Origin of the sequence: Pseudomonas sp. NPDC087342, from assembly GCF_044744265.1 — a bacterium.
GTDB classification, from domain to species: Bacteria; Pseudomonadota; Gammaproteobacteria; order Pseudomonadales; family Pseudomonadaceae; genus Aquipseudomonas; species Aquipseudomonas nunensis.
In genome coordinates this window covers 504,035-523,128 of record NZ_JBIUXZ010000002.1, presented here as the reverse complement: position 1 = coordinate 523,128, position 19,094 = coordinate 504,035, and the positions used below count along the sequence as shown (strand labels likewise).

Here is a 19,094-nt window from a genome sequence, read left to right as displayed (position 1 = left end):
CACGACCATGACCCAGAACAACAACTTCACCACCGGCCGTGTCTACGAACACGTCCTGCGCAAAGAGCGCCGTGGTGATTACCTGGGCGCCACCATCCAGGTGATCCCGCACATCACCGACGAAATCAAGCGCCGGATCATCAAGGGCGCCGGCGATGCCGACGTGGCGATGGTCGAGATCGGTGGCACCGTGGGTGACATCGAGTCGCAACCGTTCCTCGAAGCGATCCGTCAATTGCGTTTCGAAGTCGGCGCCAAGCGCGCGATGCTGATGCACCTGACGCTGGTGCCGTACATCGCCACCGCCGGCGAAACCAAAACCAAGCCAACCCAGCACTCGGTCAAGGAACTGCGTTCCATCGGCCTGCAGCCTGACGTGCTGGTGTGCCGCTCCGATCACCCGATCGACATCTCGTCGCGTCGCAAGATCGCCCAGTTCACCAACGTTGAAGAACGTGCGGTGATCGCGCTGGAAGACGCCGACACCATCTACAAGATCCCGGGCATCCTGCATTCGCAAGGCCTGGATGATTTTGTCGTCGAGCGTTTCGGCCTGCAATGTGGCGGCGCCGATCTGTCCGAGTGGGAAGCCGTGGTTGACGCCAAGCTCAACCCTGAGCACGAAGTCACCATCGCCATGGTCGGCAAGTACATGGAACTGCTGGACGCCTACAAGTCGCTGATCGAAGCGATGAGTCACGCCGGCATCAGCAACCGCACCAAGGTCAACCTGCGCTACATCGATTCCGAAGACATCGAAAACCAGGGCACCGCGCTGCTGGAAGGCGTCGACGCGATCCTCGTACCGGGCGGCTTCGGTCTGCGTGGCGTGGAAGGCAAGATCACCGCCGTTCAATTCGCTCGCGAAAACAAGATTCCGTACCTGGGTATCTGCCTGGGCATGCAAGTGGCCGTGATCGAGTTCGCTCGTAACGTGCTGGGCTGGAAAGACGCCAACTCCACCGAGTTCGATCGCACCAGCGGTCACCCGGTCGTGGGCCTGATCACCGAGTGGGAAGATGCCACCGGCGCTGTCGAAACCCGTACCGAAGCGTCCGATCTGGGCGGCACCATGCGTCTTGGCGCACAGGAATGCCTGCTGGAGCCGGGTTCGCTGGTTCACGATTGCTACGCCAAAGACGTGATCGTCGAGCGTCATCGTCATCGTTACGAAGTGAACAACAACCTGCTGCCGCAAATCATGGAAGCCGGCCTGAAAATCTCCGGTCGTTCCGGTGATGGCGCGCTGGTTGAAGTGGTTGAAGCACCGGATCATCCTTGGTTCGTCGCTTGCCAATTCCACCCTGAGTTCACCTCGACACCGCGCGACGGTCACCCGTTGTTCACCGGCTTCGTCAAGGCAGCGTTGACTCAACACCAGAAGAAGGCATAAATCCGATGGCGCAGAAGATCATCCGTGTAGGCGATATCGAGATTGCCAACGACAAGCCAATGGTGCTTTTCGGTGGCATGAACGTGCTGGAAAGCCGTGACATGGCGATGCAGGTCTGCGAAGAGTACGTCAAGGTCACCGAGAAACTCGGTATCCCTTACGTGTTCAAGGCCAGTTTCGACAAGGCTAACCGTTCCTCCGTGACCTCTTACCGTGGCCCCGGCCTGGAAGAGGGCATGCGGATCTTCCAGGACATCAAGCAAGCCTTCGGCGTGCCGATCATCACCGACGTCCACGAGCCTGAACAGGCCGCGGTCGTCGCTGAAGTCTGCGACATCATCCAGTTGCCGGCCTTCCTGTCGCGCCAGACCGACCTCGTGGTCGCGATGGCCAAGACCGGCGCGGTGATCAACATCAAGAAAGCCCAGTTCCTCGCACCGCACGAGATGAAACACATCCTGAGCAAGTGCGTGGAAGCGGGCAACGATCAGTTGATCCTCTGCGAACGCGGTTCGAGCTTCGGCTACAACAACCTGGTCGTCGACATGCTCGGCTTCGGCATCATGAAGCAGTTCGAATACCCGGTGTTCTTCGACGTGACCCATTCGCTGCAAATGCCTGGCGGTCGTTCCGATTCCGCTGGCGGTCGTCGCGCTCAGGTCACCGACCTGGCCAAGGCCGGCATCAGCCAGTCCCTGGCGGGCCTGTTCCTCGAAGCCCACCCGGACCCGGACAACGCCAAATGCGACGGCCCTTGCGCCTTGCGCCTGGACAAACTGGAGCCATTCCTGGCCCAGCTCAAAGCTTTGGACGAACTGGTTAAGAGTTTTCCGACGGTAGAAACCGCGTAAACCTCATTTCTCCGGTAAAGTACCGCACGATTTAATGTTCAGGCCCTCGGGCCTGAGCCTTATCGTCCGCAAGCCTGCCCGCTGCACATCACTTGCCGACGGTAAAAGATTTCCTCTAGCTGCGTCGTTTTCGTCAACTTTGGAGTGTTTACAACAATGGCAAAAATCGTCGACATCAAAGGTCGTGAAGTTCTCGACTCCCGTGGCAATCCCACCGTCGAAGCGGACGTGCTTCTCGATAACGGCATCATCGGTAGCGCTTGCGCGCCGTCCGGTGCTTCCACTGGCTCGCGTGAAGCACTCGAGCTGCGTGATGGCGACAAAAGCCGTTACCTGGGCAAGGGCGTACTCAAAGCCGTAGCCAACATCAACGGTCCGATTCGCGACCTGCTGTTGGGTAAAGACCCAAGCGACCAGAAAGCCCTCGATCACGCGATGATCAAGCTCGACGGCACTGAAAACAAAGGTTCCCTGGGCGCCAACGCGATCCTCGCCGTTTCCCTGGCCGCGGCCAAGGCAGCAGCACAGGACCAGGACCTGCCGCTGTACGCTCACATCGCCAACCTGAACGGCACTCCGGGTGTGTACTCGATGCCGGTTCCGATGATGAACATCATCAACGGTGGCGAGCACGCCGATAACAACGTCGACATCCAGGAATTCATGGTTCAGCCGGTTGGCGCCAAGTCTTTCTCGGAAGGTCTGCGCATGGGCACCGAGATTTTCCATCACCTCAAAGCTGTGCTGAAGGCCCGTGGCCTGAGCACTGCGGTCGGTGACGAAGGTGGTTTCGCACCCAACCTGGCCTCCAACGAAGACGCTTTGAAAGTGATCTCCGAAGCCGTGGCCAACGCCGGTTACAAGCTGGGCACCGACGTGACCCTGGCACTGGACTGCGCGGCCAGCGAATTCTACGAAGACGGTAAATACAACCTGTCCGGTGAAGGCCATGTGTTCACCTCTGAAGGTTTTGCTGACTACCTCAAAGGCCTGACCGAGCGTTACCCGATCATCTCCATCGAAGATGGCCTGGACGAGTCCGACTGGGCTGGCTGGAAAGTCCTCACCGACAAGATCGGCGAGAAAATCCAACTGGTGGGCGACGACCTGTTCGTGACCAACACCAAGATCCTGAAAGAAGGCATCGATAAAAAGATCGCCAACTCGATCCTGATCAAGTTCAACCAGATCGGCACCCTGACCGAAACTCTGGAAGCCATCCAGATGGCCAAGGCTGCTGGTTACACCGCCGTTATCTCGCACCGCTCCGGCGAAACCGAAGATTCGACCATTGCCGACCTGGCTGTGGGCACCGCGGCTGGCCAGATCAAGACCGGCTCCCTGTGCCGTTCCGATCGCGTTTCCAAGTACAACCAACTGCTGCGTATCGAAGAGCAGTTGAACGGCAAAGCCAAGTACAACGGTCGCAGCGAGTTCCGCGGTTAAGTAGTACGTGGTAAAAAAGACAGCGGATTGTGTCGAAAAAATCGCGACAGCGACGTTTTTGCCACTAATCTGATGCCTTAAGAGCACAAGCCTGGGTCTTCCAGGCTTCGTGCTATCAGAAGCTTCATAGTTTTGGCATGGCTGTCTTTTTTCACTGGATACCTGATATTCGATGCGCAGTCCCAATTGGTTGTTCCTCGTCTTGCTCCTGCTGCTGGCTGGCCTGCAGTACCGCCTGTGGGTGGGAAATGGCAGTCTGGCGCAAGTGGCCGAGCTGACTCAGCAGATTGCGGATCAACACGCCGAGAACGAAGGTTTACTCGAGCGCAATCGGGTGATGGACGCGGAAGTCAGTGAGTTGAAAAAAGGCATGGAGACCGTTGAAGAGCGGGCTCGTCATGAGTTGGGCATGGTCAAGGACGGTGAAACCCTTTACCAGTTGGCTCAATGATCCAGTCGTTACCGGCCTTCTGGGCCGTAATTCCTGCCGCGGGCGTCGGTGCCCGTATGGCCGCGGACCGTCCCAAGCAATACTTGCAGCTGGGCGGGCGCACTATTCTCGAACACAGCCTCGGCTGTTTCCTTGATCATCCTGCCCTGAAGGGGTTGGTGGTCAGTCTCGCGATTGATGATCCTTATTGGCCGAACCTGGCCTGTGCCTCCGACCCTCGCATTCAGCGGGTCGAGGGTGGCGCCGAGCGTTCCGGGTCGGTGCTCAATGCGTTGCTGCACTTGCACGCGTTAGGCGCTGATGATGAGGATTGGGTGCTGGTGCACGATGCGGCACGGCCGAATCTGGCCCGGGACGATCTCGACAAGTTACTCAGTGAACTGGCGGATGACCCGGTCGGCGGACTGTTGGCGGTGCCGGCGCGCGATACCTTGAAGCGGATTGATAAGCACGGTCGTGTGGTTGAAACCGTGGATCGCAGCGTGATCTGGCAAGCCTATACGCCGCAGATGTTTCGCCTCGGGGCGTTGCATCGGGCATTGGCTGACAGTCTGGTGGCCGATGCAGTAATCACTGATGAAGCCTCGGCGATGGAATGGTCAGGTTTGGCGCCGCGCTTGATCGAAGGTCGCTCCGATAACCTGAAGGTCACCCGCCCGGAAGACCTGGAGTGGTTGCGTCAGCGTTGGGCTAACCGCCGCTGAATTGCTCGTTGGCTGTTCGACCGCCATCGCGAGCAAGCTCGCTCCCACCCTTGTTCTGCGTAGGGCTCACTTTTCGGTGATCACCATAGTTCTATTGTGGGAGCGAGCTTGCTCGCGATAGCGGCGGTGCAGGCAATAAATAAGTTAATTCCGATACTCCGGCCGCTCAGCCAATCCCTCCTTCAAGAAATCCACCAACTTGCGCACCTTCGGCGACAGATGCCGTTGCTGTGGATACAGCGCCCACACCGCCGTATTCGGCGGTTGATGCGCATCGAGCAGCGAAATCAATGCTCCGCTTTTCAGATGCTCCAGCACGTAATAGTCCGGCAACTGACACAACCCCACCCCTTGCAGCGCCGCGTCCAATACCGCTTGCCCACTGTTACACCGCCAGTTTCCCTGCACTCGCTGGGAAAATTCCCGCCCGTTCTGCTCCAGTTGCCACAGGTCCGAACTGCCGATGAGGCAGTTGTGCCGACTCAATTCCGACAAGCTGTGTGGCCGACCGTACCGTTCCACGTAGGACGGGGAAGCGCACAGGTACATGCGTCGCGGGGCCAGGCGTGTCGCCACCAGTCGTGAGTCTTGCAGGCGACCGAGACGGATCGCCAGGTCCAGGCCTTCGTGCACCAGATCGAGTTGGCGATTGCTCAGCTCGATGTCGATTCGCAGTTGCGGGTAAAGCCCCATGAAACGAGTTACCAGCGGCACGATAAAACGCTCGCCGTAAGCCACGGCGCAGGTCATTCGCAACATGCCTTTTGGTTCGCTGGTGAGGTCACCGACTGCGCGCAATGCTTCTTCGCGACCATCCTGTAGACGCTGGCAATGTTGCAGGAATGTTTGCCCGGCCTCGGTCAGCGTGACCCGACGGGTGCTGCGGTACAGCAGGCGCGTCTGAAGTCGTTCTTCCAGGCGTACGATTTGTCGGCTGACATGCGAGGACGAAACCCCAAGGCGTTCAGCAGCGGCGGTAAATTGGCTGCATTCGGCGACGGCGACAAACTCGTCGATCCCTTCCCAACGATTTTCCGACATGTAGGATTATCCCTGTACGGCAATAATATTTTGCATTTGTCCCGATTATTCATCGTACGGCAGTGTATTACACTCCCTGTCTCGTTTTTATTCACTGGAGAGTCAGCATGATCAAGTCGCGCGCCGCCGTTGCCTTCGAGGCCAAGAAACCCCTCGAAATCGTTGAAGTCGATGTCGCCATGCCGAAGGCCGGTGAAGTTCTGCTGCGCGTGGTGGCTTCCGGGGTTTGCCACACCGACGCTTACACCTTGTCCGGCGCCGACCCGGAAGGCATCTTCCCGTCGATCCTCGGTCACGAAGGTGGCGCCGTGGTCGAAGCCATCGGCGAGGGCGTGACGTCGGTGGCCGTCGGCGATCACGTAATCCCGCTGTACACCCCGGAATGCCGCCAGTGCAAATTCTGCCTCTCGGGCAAAACCAACCTTTGCCAGGCCATTCGTGCCACCCAAGGCAAAGGCCTGATGCCGGATGGCACTTCGCGTTTTTCCTACAAGGGCCAGCCGATTTTCCACTACATGGGCACCTCGACGTTCTCCGAGTACACCGTGTTGCCGGAAATCTCCGTCGCCAAGATTCCAAAAGAAGCGCCACTGGAAAAAGTCTGCCTGCTGGGCTGTGGTGTCACCACCGGCATCGGCGCGGTGCTGAATACCGCCAAGGTAAAACCGGGTGACACCGTCGCGATCTTCGGCCTCGGCGGCATCGGTTTGTCTGCGGTAATCGGTGCAGCTAAAGCCAAGGCTGCGCGCATCATTGCTATCGACATCAACCCGGCCAAGTTCGAGATCGCCAAACAACTGGGTGCAACCGAGTGCGTGAACCCGAAAGATTTTGATCGTCCGATTCAGGAAGTCATCGTTGATATGACCGATGGCGGCGTCGACTTTTCCTTCGAGTGCATCGGCAACGTGCAATTGATGCGCGCGGCCCTCGAGTGCTGCCACAAGGGTTGGGGCGAGTCGGTAATCATCGGTGTGGCAGGTGCTGGCCAGGAAATCTCGACTCGTCCGTTCCAACTGGTGACCGGTCGCGTCTGGCGCGGTTCGGCGTTTGGTGGCGTGCGCGGTCGTACCGAATTGCCAAGCTACGTTGAAATGGCCGAAACCGGCGAGATCCCGCTGGATACCTTCATCACCCATACGATGGGCCTGGAAGATATCAACAAGGCGTTTGACCTGATGCATGAAGGCAAGAGCATCCGTTCCGTCATCCATTTCTGAGGTCGGTCATGAGCCTGGAAAATATCTCCTGTCAGAAAAGCTTCGGCGGCTGGCACAAACGCTACCGGCATCGCTCCGATGTGCTCGGCTGCGACATGGTGTTCGCCGTGTACTTGCCGCCGCAAGCGGAGCAGGGCGGCAAGTTGCCAGTGCTGTATTGGCTGTCCGGCCTGACCTGCACCGACGAGAATTTCATGCAAAAGGCCGGCGCCATGCGCATGGCCGCCGAGTTGGGGCTGATCATCGTTGCGCCGGACACCAGTCCGCGCGGCGCTGATGTACCGGCCGATCCGGATGGCGCCTGGGATTTTGGCCTTGGCGCCGGCTTCTATCTGAATGCCACGCAGGAACCGTGGTCCCGGCACTACCGGATGCATGACTATGTCGTGCAGGAATTGCCGGCATTGGTCGAAGCGCATTTCCCGGCGTCGGACAAGCGCGGTATCAGTGGTCATTCCATGGGTGGCCATGGGGCGCTGGTCTGTGCGTTGCGCAATCCGGGGCGCTATCAGTCGGTGTCGGCGTTTTCGCCGATCAACAACCCGATGGATTGCCCGTGGGGTCAAAAGGCTTTCTCCCGCTACCTGGGCGAAGACCGTTCGAAGTGGCGCGAGTGGGATGCTTGCGCACTGATCGCTGAAGCCGATGAGCAATTGCCGTTGCTGGTCGACCAAGGTGATCGCGACGATTTCCTCGCCACCCAGCTCAAGCCTGAAGCCCTGCAACAGGCCTCCAAACTGGCCGGTCATCCTCTGACGTTGCGTCTGCAACCGGGCTACGACCACAGCTATTTCTTCATCGCCAGCTTTATAGGCGATCACTTACAGCATCACGCGCGCGCTCTAGGCGCCTAATGCAGGTAGAATCACGCCCTGACAAAAATCGGGGCGTTTTTTTATGCGTATTGGCCACGGCTATGATGTGCACCGTTTCGCTGAAGGCGATTTCATTACTCTGGGCGGCGTGCGCATTGCACACGGCTTCGGGCTGCTCGCTCACTCCGACGGTGACGTCCTGCTGCACGCCTTGAGCGATGCCTTGCTCGGCGCTGCTGCGCTGGGTGATATCGGCAAGCACTTCCCGGACACCGACCCAACGTTCAAGGGCGCCGACAGCCGTGTGCTGTTGCGTCACGTCGTCGCACTGATCCACGCCAAAGGCTGGAAAATCGGCAACGTCGATAACACCATCGTCGCCCAGGCGCCGAAAATGGCCCCGCATATCGAATCGATGCGCGCGCTGATTGCCGCGGATCTTCAAGTTGAGTTGGATCAAGTGAACGTGAAAGCTACCACCACTGAAAAGCTTGGCTTTGTCGGTCGCGAAGAAGGCATCGCCGTGCATTCCGTTGCCTTGTTGCTGCGCGCATGAACGAGCTGCAATTGCTTGGCCCGCGAGCCTATGGTGAAGCCCTCGGCACGGCGGTACTGAAAGCCACGGCAGAAGATTTCCAGGTCGATGAAGTGCTCAATATCCCCCTCAGCGGTGATGGTGAACACCTGTGGATCTGGGTCGAAAAGCGCGGTTTGAACACCGAAGAAGCTGCACGCCGGATCGCCAAGGCGGCAGGCGTGCCGTTGCGCACCGTCAGCTATGCGGGCCTCAAGGATCGTCAGGCGCTGACCCGCCAGTGGTTCAGCGTGCAACTGCCGGGCAAGGCCGATCCCGATCTGTCGGCGGCCGAAAACGACACGTTGAAAATCCTCAAGACCGGTCGGCACAAGCGCAAGTTGCAGCGCGGTGCCCACTCGGCGAATGGCTTCACGTTGCGCCTGACCCAGTTCGCGGGTGATAAAGCGGCAATCGAAGAACGCCTGCAACTGATCGCCCAAAGAGGTATTCCGAATTATTTCGGCGCCCAGCGTTTCGGCTTTGACGGCGGCAACGTGGTCGATGCCCGCGGCTGGGCAGCTCGTAAAGCGCTGCCGGAACAGCGCAATGTGCGTTCGCGCCTGCTCTCTACTGCGCGCAGTTTCCTGTTCAATCAGGTGCTGGCGGCACGCGTTGCCGATGGCACCTGGCAGAAAGCTCAGGTCGGCGATCTGCTGGCTTTCACTGACAGCCGCAGCTTTTTTCCGGCCGGTGAAGCAGAGTGCAGCGATCCGCGCCTGGCGATTCTCGACCTGCATCCGACCGGCCCGCAGTGGGGCGAAGGTGACTCGCCGGCCACGGGCGCTGTCCATGAACTGGAGCAGGAAATCGCCAGCCGCGAAGCAGACTTGCGCGATTGGTTGATTAACGCCGGTATGAGCCACGAACGTCGCATCCTGCGGCTGCCCATTGGTGGGTTGACGTGGCATTATCCCGAGCCTGACATTCTGCAACTGGAATTCGTCCTCCCGGCCGGATGCTTCGCCACTGTATTGGTGCGCGAACTCGTCGATCTGGTGCCGGTGGGGCAGACGGACAGCCCATGCGTATTCTGATTTCTAACGACGATGGGGTAACCGCACCCGGTCTCGCCGCGCTTTATGCTGCGCTGGCGGATTACACCGAGTGCGTGGTTATCGCCCCGGACCAGGACAAAAGCGGCGCCAGCAGTTCGCTGACGCTCGACCGTCCGTTGCACCCGCAAACCTTGGCCAACGGCTTTATCAGCCTCAATGGCACACCTACCGATTGCGTGCACCTGGGCCTTAACGGCTTGCTGGAGCGCCAGCCGGACATGGTGGTTTCCGGTATCAACCTGGGTGCGAACCTGGGGGACGACGTGCTGTATTCCGGCACCGTGGCGGCGGCCCTTGAAGGTCGCTTCCTGGAGCGTCCTTCGTTTGCCTTTTCGTTGGTCTCACGGCAAGTAGAGAACCTTCCCACAGCTGCCTACTTTGCGCGCAAACTGGTCGAAGCCCATGCTGACCTCCAGCTGCCACCGCGCACGGTGCTGAACGTGAATATTCCCAACCTGCCGCTGGACCACATCCGCGGTATTCAGTTGACCCGCCTCGGGCATCGGGCCCGCGCCGCGGCACCGATGAAAGTCGTCGATCCGCGCGGCAAATCCGGTTATTGGATTGCCGCCGCCGGGGACGCCGAGGACGGCGGCCCAGGCACCGATTTCCATGCGGTGATGCAGGGCTTTGTTTCAATCACGCCACTACAACTGGATCGCACGTTCAATGATGCCTTCAGAAGTCTCGATGGCTGGCTGGAGGGGCTGCGTTAATGTCTCGTGAACAAGACGATATGCTGCGTCGCGGCATCGGGATGACCTCTCAACGAACCCGTGAGCGGCTCATTCAGCGGCTATATGAAGAGGGGATTTCCAACGCCAAGGTGTTGGAAGTGATCCGCCGCACACCTCGTCACCTGTTTGTCGACGAGGCGCTGGCGCATCGCGCCTATGAAGACACCGCGCTGCCGATCGGCAACAACCAGACCATCTCCCAGCCTTATATGGTGGCTCGCATGAGCGAGCTGCTGCTGGAGGCGGGTCCGCTGGACAAAGTGATGGAGATCGGTACTGGCTCGGGCTATCAGACCGCCGTGCTGTCGCAACTGGTGGAGCGGGTGTTCTCCGTGGAGCGCATCAAGGTGTTGCAGGACCGGGCCAAGGAACGCCTGGTCGAGCTGAACCTGCGTAACGTGGTCTTCCGTTGGGGCGATGGCTGGGAAGGCTGGCCTGCATTGGCGCCGTACAACGGCATTATCGTTACCGCCGTCGCCACCGACGTGCCCCAGGCGCTGCTCGATCAGTTGGCACCGGGCGGGCGTCTGGTGATTCCGGTCGGCTCCGGAGAGGTCCAGCAATTGATGCTGATCATCCGTGAAGAACAGGGCTTTTCCCGACGCGTTCTGGGGGCGGTGCGCTTCGTGCCATTGCTCAACGGGCCGCTCGCCTGAGCATTTGTTTTTCCGCGCTGAATTCTCTTCGATTGCCCATGTCTTACAGCGGCGTCGATCAGTTAAACGGGATTCATCGGCAGGCAGCAAACGTGTGCGCGAAGCGATTTCGCTTCATTAAAGGTAAAGCCTGCACGGCCCGTTATACTTGCGACATCTCGTGCCGAAACACGGCAATCCACATTTTCAGCCACCACAAAGGGAGCGGCGGGTGAGTCTCACAGTCATTGCGCAGCGTATGGTTACAACAAGCTTTCAGCGCCTGGTGACTGGCCTTGTCTTGAGCACGTTGCTGGTCGGTTGCTCCAGCACCAAGTCGAGCACCGTAGGTGTGGTGGATCGCAACAAGTCGGTCGCCCAGCGTCCGGCAGTGACGACGGGTCAATACGTCGTTCGACCTAAAGACACCCTGTTCTCGATCGCTTTTCGCTACGGTTGGGACTACAAAGCCCTCGCGGCACGGAACAATATTCCTACGCCGTATACGATCCATCCGGGTCAGACAATTCGCTTCGATGGTCGAACCGGTTCAACGTCTACAACGGCCGCCAGCGCATCGGATTCAACGCCTTCATCGTCGCTGAAAACAACGGTAATTCGACGCCAGCCGAATGGCGCAACCACGACCACAGCGGTGGTTGCACCGTCCGTCGCCAACAAGCCAGCACTCGCTCCACTGCCTCCAGCAGGCCCGGCCCCGACCGGCTGGGGATGGCCTTCTAATGGCATATTAATTGGAAAATTCTCTTCAAACGGTAGTTTGAATAAAGGAATTGATATCGCCGGGGATTTGGGACAGCCTGTTTTAGCTGCGTCTGATGGGACGGTGGTATACGCCGGGAGTGGCTTAAGGGGCTACGGCGAATTAGTCATCATCAAACACAGCGATACCTACGTCAGTGCCTACGGACATAACCGCAGGCTTTTGGTTCGGGAGGGGCAGCAGGTCAAAGTCGGACAGACAATTGCCGAAATGGGGTCAACGGGTACAGACCGGGTGAAACTGCATTTTGAGATTCGCCGACAAGGTAAGCCTGTAGATCCGCTGCAATTCCTGCCACGTCGTTGATTTGTTGTCAGCCTGTTCCGTCGCGTAGAGGGAACAGGCTCCAGCGTTGCCAAGGATAAAGGCGCCGCTTGAGCTTGAGGTCGAACTCACCAAAGGACTATAACAATGGCTCTCAGTAAAGAAGTGCCGGAGTTTGACATCGACGATGAGGTTCTCCTTATGGAGACCGGCATCGCTACGGATTCGATGTCGAATGATGAAGGGGCTGCACCGCCTTCCGTTCGCGCAAAATCCAAACACTCCGCTTCGTTAAAGCAACACAAGTACATCGACTACACGCGGGCACTCGATGCCACGCAGTTGTATCTCAATGAAATCGGCTTTTCCCCGCTGCTCTCCCCGGAAGAAGAAGTTCATTTTGCGCGCTTGTCGCAAAGTGGCGATCCTGCCGGGCGCAAGCGCATGATCGAAAGTAACCTGCGGCTGGTGGTGAAAATCGCCCGGCGTTACGTCAATCGTGGCTTGTCGCTGCTGGACCTGATCGAAGAGGGCAACCTCGGGCTGATCCGGGCAGTGGAAAAGTTCGACCCCGAGCGCGGCTTCCGCTTTTCGACCTACGCAACCTGGTGGATTCGTCAGACCATCGAGCGCGCGATCATGAATCAGACCCGGACTATCCGGTTGCCGATCCATGTGGTCAAAGAGCTTAACGTGTACCTGCGGGCTGCACGGGAGCTGACGCAAAAGCTCGATCACGAACCTTCACCCGAAGAAATCGCCAACCTGCTGGAAAAACCGGTAGGTGAGGTCAAGCGCATGCTGGGCCTGAATGAACGGGTTTCTTCGGTCGACGTCTCGCTGGGTCCGGATTCGGATAAAACCCTGCTGGACACCCTTACCGACGATCGTCCAACCGATCCATGCGAACTGCTGCAGGACGATGACCTGTCCCAGAGCATCGATCAGTGGCTCTCGGAGCTGACCGACAAGCAACGCGAGGTGGTCATACGCCGCTTCGGCCTGCGCGGTCACGAGAGCAGCACGCTTGAAGATGTAGGCTTGGAAATCGGTCTTACCCGGGAGCGGGTCAGGCAAATCCAGGTGGAAGGGCTCAAACGCCTTCGAGAAATTCTCGAGAAGAATGGCCTGTCGAGTGAGTCGCTGTTCCAATAAGGCGTTCACGCAATGGCACCGAAAAGCCCCGACTGGTTCGGGGCTTTTTGTTGCCTGGGAGAAATCTCGGGTTCGTAGTCTCGCGTTGTAAGACTTCGCTTACTCTTTCGTAAGTGTTCGTTATCTTTACAGGTTGGCAGTTGGCCATTCTCACAAAGTCGTCATGTTAACTGGCTGACTTACATGGATATTTTGTTTTATGAAGTGCATATGACAGAGCGTTTCGCCAGGCAAGTGCGGTTGCTCATGCCGAGGAATTCTCTAGTATCTGAGTTGTGTCGACGGATAGACACGCCCTTCAAGGAAGAGGGGAAAGGACATCGCAGGACGCGGTTCATCAGGACGATGAAAAGGAATACAGGGAATAGGGAAAAAATGTGGGCGGGTCAAACCGCCCCTTTTTTTTGCCTGCAGAAAAGCAAAAAGGCCCGCAAGGGGCCTTTCGAGAACGCGCGGTAAATCAGCGTTCGAGGTCTTTGATCTTGCCTTTGACGCCATCCCACTCTTCGGCATCGGGCATCGATTCTTTCTTCTCGGTGATGTTTGGCCAGATTTCTGCCAGCTCAACGTTCAGCTGAATGAATTCCTGCATCTCTTCCGGGACTTCATCTTCGGAGAAGATGGCCACGGCCGGGCATTCTGGTTCGCACAGTGCGCAGTCGATGCACTCATCCGGGTGAATCACCAGGAAGTTCGGGCCTTCGTAAAAGCAGTCCACCGGACAGACTTCTACGCAGTCGGTGTACTTGCACTTGATGCAGTTGTCGGTGACGACGAAGGTCATTTCTAATTTTCTCCTCAGGCGGCGGCAGCGGAGCCCCTTCACGTTGGGGTCGCCAGGTTCGGGAGCGATAGTCTGCTGGCCAGGCTATGAGCCAGCAGCATCCCAAACCGCGCGAGATTCTAACAGCTTGCAGGCAAAGGCGTTAGATCCGTGTCTTTAGTGTATAGAGCATTTCCAGCGCACGACGCGGACTCATATCGTCCAGATCAAGTTTGGCCAGCTCATCCAGCACCGGATGCGGCAGGCTGGCGAACATGTCGCTCTGCTGCGGCGCGGCCGGTTTGCCTTTGACGGGCTTGGGCACTTCATGCGGCAGGGCGGTGGCTTCCAGTCGACCCAGGTGCTCACGGGCACGCACGATCACTTCGCTCGGCACACCGGCCAACTGCGCAACCGCCAGGCCATAGCTCTGGCTGGCAGGCCCGGGCAGCACGTGGTGCAGGAACACGATGCGTTCGTTGTGCTCGGTCGCATTGAGGTGCACGTTGGCCACCAGCGGTTGGGCTTCCGGCAACACGGTCAGTTCGAAGTAGTGGGTGGCGAACAGCGTGTAGGCGCGCAGATGCGCCAGACGCTCGGCCGCCGCCCAGGCCAGGGACAGACCGTCGAAGGTGCTGGTACCGCGTCCGACTTCGTCCATCAGTACCAGGCTGCGTTCGGTAGCGTTGTGCAGAATGTTTGCGGTTTCGCTCATCTCGACCATGAAGGTCGAACGACCGCCCGCCAAGTCATCGCTGGAACCGATCCGGGTGAAGATGCGATCCACCAGGGACAATTCGCAACTGGCCGCCGGCACGAAACTGCCGATATGCGCCAGCAACACAATCAACGCGGTCTGACGCATGTAGGTGGATTTACCGCCCATGTTCGGACCGGTGATTACCAGCATGCGCGTGTTGTCGTCGAGGCTCAGGTCGTTGGCCACGAACGGCGTGCTCAACACTTGCTCGACCACCGGGTGACGACCCTGGCTGATGCGCATGCACGGCTCACTGACAAAACGTGGGCAGTTCAGGTCGAGGTTCAGCGCGCGTTCTGCGAGGTTGCTCAATACGTCCAGTTCGGCCAGTGCCGCTGCGGTGTCTTGCAGCGGCGGCAGTTGCGAAATCAGGTCTTCGAGCAGCGCTTCGTAGAGCATCTTCTCGCGGGCCAGGGCACGGCTTTTGGCCGACAACGCCTTGTCTTCGAACGCCTTCAGCTCCGGTGTGATAAAGCGCTCGGCGCCTTTGAGTGTCTGGCGGCGGATGTAATCTGCCGGTGCCGACTCGGCCTGCTTGCTCGGCAGCTCAATGAAGTAGCCGTGAATGCGGTTGTAGCCGACCTTCAGGTGCGACAGACCGGTGCGGGCCTTTTCACGGGCTTCGAGGTCGATCAGAAACTGCCCGGCGTTTTCGCTGAGCGATTGCAGGTCGTCGAGCTCGGCGTCGTAACCGGTTTTCAACACGCCGCCGTCACGGATGACCGCCGGAGGGTTGTCGATAATGGCTTTTTCCAGCAGCGCCGCCAGTTCCGGGTAGGTACTGGTGGTCGCGGCCAGTTGAATGATGTGCGGGGCCTCCAGCTCGGTCATCGCCACTTGCAGCTCGGGCAGTGCGCCGAGGGCGTCGCGCAGGCGGGCCAAGTCGCGAGGACGAGCGTTACGCAAGCCGATCCGCGCCAGAATCCGCTCGATGTCGCCGATTTCCTTGAGCTGCGGTTGCAGCTTTTCGAAACGGTAGGCGTCGAGCAGGCAAGTGATCGAGGACTGACGCGCCAGCAACACGGTCAAATCCCGCAGCGGACGGTTCAACCAACGGGTCAGCAAGCGGCTGCCCATCGCGGTCTGGCAGCGATCGACCACCGATTGCAGGGTGTTCTCGCGGCCGCCCGCCAGGTTGGTATCGAGTTCCAGATTGCGGCGGCTCGCGCCATCCAGCACAACGGTGTCGTCCAAGCGTTCATGGCGCAGGCTGCGCAAGTGCGGCAGGGCGGTGCGCTGGGTTTCCTTGGCGTAACTGAGCAAGCAACCGGCGGCGCCGATGGCCAGGGTCAGATTCTCGCAACCGAAGCCTTTCAGGTCTTGGGTCGAGAATTGTTGGCAGAGACTTTTCAACGCCGTATCGCGTTCAAAATCCCACGGCGCACGACGACGAACCCCACGACGTTTCTCCGCCGGCAGGTCTTTTGGCCAATCGTCCGGAATCATCAGCTCCACCGGATTGACCCGCTCCAGTTCCGCCAGCAGGTTTTCCCAGCCTTTGATTTCCAGCACGCTGAAGTTGCCGCTGGTGATGTCCAGCACCGCCAGACCGAACAGTCGCTCGTCACCCAGTACCGCCGCGATCAGGTTGTCCCGACGCTCATCCAGCAGCGCTTCATCACTGACCGTACCCGGCGTGATGATCCGCACCACCTGCCGATCCACTGGCCCTTTGCTGGTGGCCGGGTCGCCGACCTGCTCACAGATCACCACCGACTCGCCGAGCTTGACCAGTTTCGCCAGGTAACCTTCCGCGGCGTGGTAAGGAATCCCACACATCGGAATCGCCTGACCCGCCGACTGCCCACGGGCGGTCAGAGTGATGTCCAGCAACTTGGCGGCCTTCTTCGCGTCTTCATAGAAGATCTCGTAGAAGTCACCCATGCGGTAGAACATCAGCTGGTCAGGGTGCTGATTCTTCAGGCGCCAGTATTGCTGCATCATCGGCGTGTGCGAGGACAGATCGGAGATAGCTTTATTCATCGGAAATCAGGAAAACTCGTTGAAAGGTGTAGGGCAAAGGAGGGGCATCGGCCCGGCTTTTCCGCGATGGGCGCAAGGTTAACATGAGCGGTCTGCGGGACGCAGGTCCAAGCCTTGTGGCTTTTTACGACTATTTTTGCCTTTTATGCATATCTGCATTTGTTTTCCGGAAAAAGATCAAGCACTATTCGCGTTATGCAAAAACGCAACGTTTCCTCAGTCTTAAGAGCGCTGCTCGACCAGCACGGGATCTCCCCCACGGAGCTTCACCGTCGCACCGGCGTGCCGCAATCCACACTCTCGCGAATTCTCAGCGGGAAGATCGTCGATCCTTCGGATAAACACATCTCGAAGATCGCCGAGTACTTCGCCGTGAGCACCGATCAACTGCGCGGGCGCGTGGATGTTGCGCCAGCCGCGGGTGCCGGGCGCGAGCCCATACATTCCGAACTCAAGGACATAAGCTTGTGGGACGACGATACCCCTGTCGATGACGACGAGGTGTCGGTCCCCTTTCTTCGCGAGGTTGAATTGGCTGCTGGATCAGGAAGATTCGTCATCGAAGAAAGCGAGCGCTCCAGCTTGCGCTTCGGCAAGCGCAGTCTGCGTCACAACGGCGTGCAGTTCGACCAGGCCAAGTGCGTGACGGTACGGGGCAACAGCATGTTGCCGGTCCTTCGTGATGGTGCCACCGTCGGCGTGAATGCCGGTAAATGCGGAATCGGCGACATCGTCGATGGCGACCTGTACGCGATCAACCATAACGGCCAACTGCGGGTGAAACAGCTTTATCGCCTGCCGACCGGTATCCGCCTGCGCAGCTTCAACCGCGATGAGCATCCGGACGAGGACTACACCTTCCAGGAAATCCAGGAAGAGCAGATCGTCATCCTCGGTCACGTCTTCTGGTGGGGCATGTACGCCCGTTAACCTCCACGCTGTCAGATAAAACCCGCCGCCCGGTGGGTTTTTTTTTCGCCTGCAGAAAATGGCCAAAGCCTTTGCTGGTGGGGGTTTCATGCGTCCGTGCATTTGTCATGCATAAATAAATGCATTTACGCATTGACTGTATATGCATCCATGCATATTCTTTGTCTCAAGCCGCTCAACAAAGCGGCTCGAAACGAAGCTCTTTAGTTCCACCACAAAGGCAGCGATGAACCGGCCTCAACGGTTCAGAGGGTTGGCAACTGACCCGGGTGTGCAGCGTAAAGCACCAGAAGCAGTTATCCGGCGGGCAGGGACCGCGGTCGGAAAAACAATTTGAATGGACTCGTACCGCGCCAGTAGCGCCGAAAAGTCAGCTTCCTTTTTTGCACACAGGATTAAAGGAAGGCGAAGGACCGCATTACTGAAAAGCCCGGCCAACACCGGGCTTTTTGGAATGCCTACCTATCGTCAGGCATCAAGCCAACCTTTCAACTCACCAGGTGAACTCATGGACGTCTTCAAAAAACACATTACCCGGCTCTTGCTGTCCGTTGCGCTGCTCGGCGCCGGAGGCAACGCTGTTGCGGCCAACCTTTTGGTCAACGGCAGCTTCGAACAGCCGGGCTGCAGCGGTAGCTGCATTCTGGATACCACCGCAAAAACCAACTTTATTACGGGCTGGACGACGTTTCTGTCCGGTGCCGAGTATTTCAACATGCCGGCCTCGATCGGCGGCTCGGTTGCTGCGGACGGCGTGGTAATTGTCGACCTGGCCAACTACGTCTACGGCAACGGCGGCGGCATTCAGCAGAACTTTGCCACCACGGCGGGCGCCAAGTACCGCTTGACCTTCAGTGCTGGTAACTCGCGATTCGCCAGCCGCTCCGGCGACGGTGTCATCCAGGTGAAAGTGGCCGGGCAAACGGTCTCCTTCAACACCCCGGTCGCCAAAGGCGTCACGGTCGAGTGGAGCACCATCACCTACGACTTTACCGCCACCACAGCGCAAACCACCTTGGCGTTTTTCAACGAACAGAACCCGTACAACAACTTCGCCTTTATCGACAACGTGATCGTTGAACGTCTTTAAAGCCGCATCGCCTGACATCACCAGGGCCGCGTCCACACCACGCAGCCCGATCCTTCATCAATCACCCCCGGGAGGCGTGACATGACAAACGAGCAACAAGCGTTGCTGGACATGCCGATCTGGCTTGTCATCGTCCTTGCCCTGGTGGGCGGGGTGTCCGGCGAAATGTGGCGCGCCGATAAGGAAGGCGCCCGAGGCTGGGCGCTATTACGGCGCCTGGCGTTGCGCTCCGGGGCCTGCGTGATCTGCGGGGTCTCCGCGATCATGTTGCTGTACGCCGCTGGCGTGTCGATCTGGACCGCATGTGCGTTCGGCTGCCTGACAGCGATGGCCGGAGCGGATGTGGCCATCGGCCTGTATGAGCGCTGGGCGGCCAAGCGGATTGGCGTCTGTGACGTCCCGGCCCGCGATTCCCACACGGATCAACCATAAACGACGGC

The 19,094-nt window shown here is 58.7% G+C and carries 19 protein-coding genes; 16 read left to right on the top strand and 3 right to left on the bottom strand.

Features of this window, described 5'->3' with window-relative positions; translation table 11 throughout:
* The 5 genes from ACIOYV_RS10370 to ispD form a co-directional block, all read left to right on the top strand.
* Positions 1-1,393: CTP synthase (locus ACIOYV_RS10370; RefSeq protein WP_401323438.1), on the top strand; the 1,393-nt coding region annotated here is incomplete at its 5' end.
* Positions 1,394-1,398: 5 nt separating this feature from the next.
* Positions 1,399-2,244 carry a 3-deoxy-8-phosphooctulonate synthase gene (kdsA, locus tag ACIOYV_RS10365; protein WP_054047163.1) on the top strand — a complete coding sequence of 282 codons (846 nt, stop codon included), beginning with the start codon at positions 1,399-1,401 and terminating at the stop codon, positions 2,242-2,244.
* Positions 2,245-2,400: 156 nt separating this feature from the next.
* On the top strand, positions 2,401-3,690 hold the full coding sequence (gene eno, locus ACIOYV_RS10360) for a phosphopyruvate hydratase (protein ID WP_054047161.1): 1,290 nt from the start codon (positions 2,401-2,403) through the stop codon (positions 3,688-3,690).
* 172 nt (positions 3,691-3,862) lie between these two features.
* On the top strand, positions 3,863-4,141 hold the full coding sequence (gene ftsB / locus ACIOYV_RS10355; RefSeq protein ID WP_008028992.1) for a cell division protein FtsB: 279 nt from the start codon (positions 3,863-3,865) through the stop codon (positions 4,139-4,141).
* Positions 4,138-4,845, top strand: a complete 708-nt coding sequence (ispD, locus tag ACIOYV_RS10350) for a 2-C-methyl-D-erythritol 4-phosphate cytidylyltransferase (protein ID WP_054047159.1) — start codon at positions 4,138-4,140, stop codon at positions 4,843-4,845. The genes ftsB and ispD overlap by 4 nt, the downstream gene beginning before the upstream one ends.
* A 144-nt stretch (positions 4,846-4,989) precedes the next feature.
* Here ispD and ACIOYV_RS10345 read toward each other — a convergent pair whose 3' ends face one another.
* A complete protein-coding gene (locus tag ACIOYV_RS10345; RefSeq protein WP_401323434.1) occupies positions 4,990-5,886 on the bottom strand; it encodes a LysR substrate-binding domain-containing protein in 897 nt (298 codons plus the stop codon).
* 107 nt (positions 5,887-5,993) lie between these two features.
* Here ACIOYV_RS10345 and ACIOYV_RS10340 point away from each other — a divergent pair, with 107 nt between their 5' ends.
* The 8 genes from ACIOYV_RS10340 (at position 5,994) to rpoS (ending at position 13,128) form a co-directional block, all read left to right on the top strand.
* Positions 5,994-7,106: an S-(hydroxymethyl)glutathione dehydrogenase/class III alcohol dehydrogenase gene (locus ACIOYV_RS10340; protein WP_054616002.1), complete on the top strand. Its 1,113-nt coding sequence runs from the start codon at positions 5,994-5,996 to the stop codon at positions 7,104-7,106.
* 8 nt (positions 7,107-7,114) lie between these two features.
* Positions 7,115-7,960, top strand: a complete 846-nt coding sequence (gene fghA, locus ACIOYV_RS10335) for an S-formylglutathione hydrolase (protein WP_401323433.1) — start codon at positions 7,115-7,117, stop codon at positions 7,958-7,960.
* Between the two features lie 43 nt (positions 7,961-8,003).
* Positions 8,004-8,477 (top strand): 2-C-methyl-D-erythritol 2,4-cyclodiphosphate synthase, encoded by a 474-nt coding sequence (gene ispF / locus ACIOYV_RS10330; RefSeq protein ID WP_054047151.1) that lies wholly within the window; start codon positions 8,004-8,006, stop codon positions 8,475-8,477.
* A complete protein-coding gene (truD, locus tag ACIOYV_RS10325; RefSeq protein WP_401323431.1) occupies positions 8,474-9,532 on the top strand; it encodes a tRNA pseudouridine(13) synthase TruD in 1,059 nt (352 codons plus the stop codon). Before ispF ends, truD begins: the two co-directional genes overlap by 4 nt.
* Positions 9,520-10,269, top strand: a complete 750-nt coding sequence (surE, locus tag ACIOYV_RS10320) for a 5'/3'-nucleotidase SurE (RefSeq protein WP_054047146.1) — start codon at positions 9,520-9,522, stop codon at positions 10,267-10,269. The genes truD and surE overlap by 13 nt, the downstream gene beginning before the upstream one ends.
* A gap of 41 nt (positions 10,270-10,310) precedes the next feature.
* The gene (locus ACIOYV_RS10315; protein WP_173860469.1) at positions 10,311-10,946 is read left to right on the top strand and encodes a protein-L-isoaspartate(D-aspartate) O-methyltransferase; all 636 of its coding nucleotides are present in this window, start codon (positions 10,311-10,313) and stop codon (positions 10,944-10,946) included.
* Between the two features lie 211 nt (positions 10,947-11,157).
* Positions 11,158-12,015: a peptidoglycan DD-metalloendopeptidase family protein gene (locus ACIOYV_RS10310; RefSeq protein ID WP_401323429.1), complete on the top strand. Its 858-nt coding sequence runs from the start codon at positions 11,158-11,160 to the stop codon at positions 12,013-12,015.
* Between the two features lie 105 nt (positions 12,016-12,120).
* Positions 12,121-13,128 (top strand): RNA polymerase sigma factor RpoS, encoded by a 1,008-nt coding sequence (gene rpoS, locus ACIOYV_RS10305; RefSeq protein WP_054047143.1) that lies wholly within the window; start codon positions 12,121-12,123, stop codon positions 13,126-13,128.
* A 460-nt stretch (positions 13,129-13,588) separates the two neighbouring features.
* Here rpoS and fdxA read toward each other — a convergent pair whose 3' ends face one another.
* The gene (fdxA, locus tag ACIOYV_RS10300) at positions 13,589-13,912 is read right to left on the bottom strand and encodes a ferredoxin FdxA (protein WP_054047139.1); all 324 of its coding nucleotides are present in this window, start codon (positions 13,910-13,912) and stop codon (positions 13,589-13,591) included.
* Positions 13,913-14,054: 142 nt separating this feature from the next.
* Complete coding sequence (gene mutS, locus ACIOYV_RS10295) at positions 14,055-16,622, bottom strand: DNA mismatch repair protein MutS (RefSeq protein WP_204280812.1); 2,568 nt, start codon at positions 16,620-16,622, stop codon at positions 14,055-14,057.
* Positions 16,623-16,829: 207 nt separating this feature from the next.
* Here mutS and ACIOYV_RS10290 point away from each other — a divergent pair, with 207 nt between their 5' ends.
* The 3 genes from ACIOYV_RS10290 (at position 16,830) to ACIOYV_RS10280 (ending at position 19,086) form a co-directional block, all read left to right on the top strand.
* Positions 16,830-17,564, top strand: a complete 735-nt coding sequence (locus ACIOYV_RS10290) for a helix-turn-helix transcriptional regulator (RefSeq protein WP_401323426.1) — start codon at positions 16,830-16,832, stop codon at positions 17,562-17,564.
* A gap of 508 nt (positions 17,565-18,072) precedes the next feature.
* On the top strand, positions 18,073-18,654 hold the full coding sequence (locus tag ACIOYV_RS10285) for a DUF642 domain-containing protein (protein WP_401323424.1): 582 nt from the start codon (positions 18,073-18,075) through the stop codon (positions 18,652-18,654).
* A gap of 81 nt (positions 18,655-18,735) precedes the next feature.
* Entirely contained in the window at positions 18,736-19,086 is a 351-nt protein-coding gene (locus ACIOYV_RS10280) for a phage holin family protein (RefSeq protein WP_054047128.1), read from the top strand.
* Positions 19,087-19,094 lie beyond the last annotated feature (8 nt).